This window comes from Streptomyces viridosporus (assembly GCF_002078235.1).
Lineage (GTDB): Bacteria > Actinomycetota > Actinomycetes > Streptomycetales > Streptomycetaceae > Streptomyces > Streptomyces viridosporus.
The window spans coordinates 1-3,926 of the sequence record NZ_MSGP01000683.1; the positions used below are offsets into that span (position 1 = coordinate 1).

A 3,926-nucleotide genomic window follows, 5' to 3' on the forward strand; every position below is an offset into this window, starting at 1 on the left:
CTGACCCAGCCGACGCCGAGGGCCTCGGCGTCGGCTGGGTCAGCTTCTTCGACGAGCGCGAGATGGTCCGCGTCCTCGGCCTGCCCGAGCACCTGGAGGTCGTCGCCTACCTGTGCGTGGGCTACGTCGACGAGTTCCCGGACGAGCCCGAGCTGATGCAGGCCGGCTGGTCCAAGCGCCGTCCGCTGTCCTGGGTCGTGCACGAGGAGACGTACGGCCGCCGCGCCCTGCCCGGAGAGGAACCCCACGACCTGCTCGCCGAGACCGTCGCACAGATCCGCCCGCTGGACGCCAAAGCGCTCGGCGAGGCGTGGGAGCGGCAGAAGCGCATGACCAAGCCGGCCGGGGCGCTCGGCATGCTGGAGATCATCTCCGCCCAGCTGTCCGGCCTGTCCCGCCAGTGCCCGCCGCCCATCCCGGAGCCCGCGTCCGTCGCGGTCTTCGCCGGCGACCACGGTGTGCACGCCCAGGGCGTCACCCCCTGGCCGCAGGAGGTCACCGCCCAGATGGTGGCCAACTTCCTCGGCGGGGGAGCGGTCTGCAACGCCTTCGCGGCCCAGGTGGGCGCCGAGGTCTGCGTCGTCGACGTGGGCGTCTGCGCCGACCTGCCGGCCACCCCCGGCCTGCTGCCGCGCAAGGTCCGGGCCGGCACGTCCGACATGACCACCGGCCCCGCGATGACCCGCGAGGAGGCCAAGAAGGCCATCGAGGTGGGCATCGAGACCGCCCGCGACCTGGTCGCGGCCGGCAACAAGGCCCTGCTCACCGGTGAGATGGGCATCGCGAACACCACCGCGTCCGCCGCCCTCATCTCCGTCTACACGGGCGCGGACCCGGCGGAGGTCACCGGCCGCGGCACCGGCATCAGCGACGAGACGCTCGCCCGCAAGACCGAGGTCGTGCGCCGCGCCCTCGAACTGCACCGGCCGGACCCGGCCGACCCGATCGGCGTCCTGTCCGCGGTCGGCGGCTTCGAGCACGCGGCCATGGTCGGCCTGCTGCTCGGCGGCGCCTCCCTGCGGACGCCGGTGATCCTGGACGGTGTCAGCGCCGGCGCCGCCGCCCTGGTGGCCCGGGCCATCGCCCCCGAGGTCCTGGCCGCTTGCATCGCGGGGCACCGCAGCGCCGAGCCCGGCCACGTGGCCGCCCTCAACAAGCTGGGCCTGCGCCCCCTGGTCGACCTCGACCTGCGCCTCGGTGAGGGCACCGGCGCGCTGCTCGCCCTGCCGCTGGTGCAGAGCACGGCGCGGGCGATGCACGAGGTGGCGACGTTCGACTCGGCGGGAGTCACCGAGAAGTAGCCGGGAAGAGCGCCGGCCGGGGTGGGCGCGGACGGGACGAGCACCGTCGCCGCCGGGCCCACCCCACCGTACGCTGAACCCCCACCTCTAGAATCCGCACGTCAGGGCCGCTCCAGTGCCGTAGCGCCCCCGCACGCCGCCCGTACGAGGAGCCGCACCCGCATGGCCGAACACCCCGCCTACCCCGTGGGCCTCCGCCTCACCGGCCGCCGAGTGGTCGTGCTCGGCGGCGGCCAGGTCGCCCAGCGCCGCCTCCCCGCCCTCATCGCGGCCGGCGCCGATCTCCTCCTGATATCGCCCGAGGCGACTCCTTCCGTCGAGGCGATGGCCGACGCGGGCGAGATCACCTGGGAGCGGCGCGGGTACACCGAGGGCGACCTCGCGGACGCCTGGTACGCCCTGATCGCCACCAGCGACCCCGACGCCAACGAGCGCGCCTCCGCCGAGGCCGAGCGGAACCGTGTCTGGTGCGTCCGCTCCGACGACGCCGACCGGGCCACCGCCTGGACCCCGGCGACCGGACACAGCGAGGGCGTCACGGTGGCCGTCCTCACCACCGACGCCAAGGGCCGCGACCCCCGCCACACCGCCGCCGTCCGCGACGCCGTGGTCGAGGGCCTGCGCGACGGCACCCTCGTCGCCCCGCACCACCGCACCCGCACCCCCGGCGTCGCCCTGGTCGGCGGCGGCCCCGGCGACCCGGACCTGATCACCGTGCGCGGCCGCCGCCTGCTCGCCGAGGCCGACGTCGTCATCGCCGACCGGCTCGGCCCGCGCGACCTGCTCGCCGAACTGCCGCCGCACGTCGAGGTGATCGACGCGGCGAAGATCCCCTACGGCCGTTTCATGGCGCAGGAGGCCATCAACAACGCGCTGATCGAACACGCCCGGCAGGGCAAGTCGGTGGTCCGGCTCAAGGGCGGCGACCCGTACGTCTTCGGCCGCGGCATGGAGGAACTCCAGGCGCTCGCCGAGGCGGGCGTCCCGTGCACCGTCGTCCCCGGCATCTCCAGCTCCATCTCGGTCCCGGGCGCGGCCGGCATCCCGGTCACCCACCGGGGCGTGGCCCACGAGTTCACCGTGGTCAGCGGCCATGTCGCCCCCGACGACGAGCGTTCCCTGGTCGACTGGCCGTCGCTGGCGAAGCTGACCGGCACGCTGGTCGTCCTGATGGGCGTCGACAAGATCGGCCGGATCGCCGAGACCCTGGTGGCGCACGGCAGGTCCCCGGACACCCCCGTCGCCCTGGTCCAGGAGGGCACCACGGCCGCACAGCGCCGGGTCGACGCCACCCTGGCCACGGTCGCCGAAACGGTCGTCGCGCGGGAGGTCAGGCCGCCGGCCGTCATCGTGATCGGCGAGGTCGTCGGCGTCGGCCTCCCGGCCTCGAAGTAACCTCGGGCAGCACCGACCGAGCCCAGCCGTCGCACCCCACTCAGGACAAGGCAATATCACCCCCGTGGCCGATCTCATCACCATCTCGGACCCCGACGACCCGCGCCTGCACGACTACACGGGCCTGACCGACGTGGAACTGCGCCGCAGGCGCGAACCCGCCGAGGGACTGTTCATCGCCGAGGGCGAGAAGGTCATCAGACGGGCCAGGGACGCGGGCTACACGATGCGGTCCATGCTGCTCTCGGCCAAGTGGGTCGACGCCCTGCGCGACGTCATCGACGAACTCCCCGCCCCGGTCTACACGGTCACCCCGGAACTCGCCGAACGGGTCACCGGCTACCACGTGCACCGCGGCGCGCTCGCCTCCATGCAGCGCAAGCCGCTGCCCGCGACGGCCGACCTGCTCCGCACCGCCCGCCGGGTCGCGATCATGGAGTCGGTCAACGACCACACCAACATCGGCGCGATCTTCCGCTCGGCGGCCGCCCTCGGGATGGACGCGGTCCTGCTCTCCCCGGACTGCGCCGACCCGCTCTACCGCCGCAGCGTCAAGGTCTCCATGGGCGCGGTCTTCTCCGTGCCGTACGCCCGTCTGGACACCTGGCCCAAGGGGCTGGAGGCGGTCCGCGAGGCGGGTTTCACCCTCCTCGCCCTCACCCCCGACGAGAAGGCCCGCTCCCTCGACGAGGCGGCGCCCCACCGGATGGACCGCGTGGCCCTGATGCTGGGCGCGGAAGGGGAGGGGCTGTCCACCCGGGCCCTGGTCGCCGCCGACGAGTGGGTCCGCATCCCGATGTCCCACGGCGTCGACTCACTCAACGTGGGCGCCGCGGCGGCGGTCGCCTTCTACGCGGTGACCACGGGGCGCCCCCGGGCCTAGAGCCGGTCCGGCGTGCCCCGGAACCGGAGTCCCTCAGCCGTCCCGCCCCGGCGCCGAGACGTACCGCTCGCGCGGGGGACCGTCCTGAGCCGGCGGTTCGTGGGCGCCGTGCACCTGTTCCCGCTGCCCCGGTACGCCGCCCCCGTCGCCGCCGAGTCCCCGGGACGGCCCCTGGCAGCCCTGCACCAGGGCGATGCCGAGCGCGACCAGCAGCGTCACCACGACGAACACGAACAACCGCTGCCTGAGCAGCCGAGGATTGGCCGGGCGCAGACCGGTGCCCGTCGACCGGGGGCCCTGGCGGCGGGGGCCGGTGCCGGACCGGCCGGAGCTGCGGGGCGCGGGGG

3 protein-coding genes and 1 pseudogene are annotated in these 3,926 nt (G+C 74.5%); 3 read left to right on the plus strand and 1 reads right to left on the minus strand.

Annotated elements, in window-relative coordinates; translation table 11 throughout:
* The 3 genes from cobT to B7L92_RS35755 all read left to right on the plus strand — a co-directional run.
* Positions 1-1,301: nicotinate-nucleotide--dimethylbenzimidazole phosphoribosyltransferase (gene cobT / locus B7L92_RS35745; RefSeq protein ID WP_107501716.1), on the plus strand; the 1,301-nt coding region annotated here is incomplete at its 5' end.
* A gap of 162 nt (positions 1,302-1,463) precedes the next feature.
* Complete coding sequence (gene cobA, locus B7L92_RS35750; protein WP_081241357.1) at positions 1,464-2,696, plus strand: uroporphyrinogen-III C-methyltransferase; 1,233 nt, start codon at positions 1,464-1,466, stop codon at positions 2,694-2,696.
* Between the two features lie 64 nt (positions 2,697-2,760).
* Positions 2,761-3,579, plus strand: coding sequence for a TrmH family RNA methyltransferase (locus tag B7L92_RS35755; protein ID WP_081241358.1), 819 nt, complete (start codon positions 2,761-2,763; stop codon positions 3,577-3,579).
* A 33-nt stretch (positions 3,580-3,612) separates the two neighbouring features.
* On the opposite strand, the pseudogene B7L92_RS35760 reads toward B7L92_RS35755, so the two are convergent.
* Positions 3,613-3,926, minus strand: a pseudogene (locus tag B7L92_RS35760) (serine/threonine protein kinase); the annotation flags it as partial.

What these genes read in the sequence shown, in the direction of transcription:
- cobA (WP_081241357.1), top strand. Translation starts at nt 1,464, where the DNA reads ATGGCCGAACACCCCGCCTACCCCGTGGGCCTCCGCCTCACCGGCCGC.